The organism is Chryseobacterium sp. SIMBA_038 (assembly GCF_046535115.1).
Taxonomy (GTDB): domain Bacteria; phylum Bacteroidota; class Bacteroidia; order Flavobacteriales; family Weeksellaceae; genus Chryseobacterium.
The window spans coordinates 1-311 of sequence record NZ_JAWRXH010000084.1; the positions used below are offsets into that span (position 1 = coordinate 1).

General features: G+C 65.0%; 1 protein-coding gene. It reads right to left on the bottom strand.

What is annotated here, in order from left to right; translation table 11 throughout:
* Window positions 1-311: hypothetical protein (locus SB689_RS22820; RefSeq protein ID WP_410694353.1), on the bottom strand; the 311-nt coding region annotated here is incomplete at both ends.

Sequence of the window (311 nt, forward strand, 5' to 3'; positions counted from 1 at the left end):
CGATAGCTCGGGGCGTCACCATAACCGACTGATCCGCTGCCTGCATGGCTGCGTTTCGTCTCAGCCAGTTCAGCGCTTGCCGGAGCAGGGCATCTCCTGATTTGCTATTGCGCGCGGGAGCGTCGGCTTGGTTGCCGATCCGCGTTCCTCGCGTGCGCTGCGTCTCGATAGCGCGCAATTGCGCCACCACCTCGCGTTCGTGCGCTGCCCGAGACGCGTCGTCGTCGGGATCCAGTGGATTGGGGAGCCGATTGGCCAGGTCGACCTCACGCAGTGGCGGAAGGCCGATGGGGGATCCGGATCGATGTTCG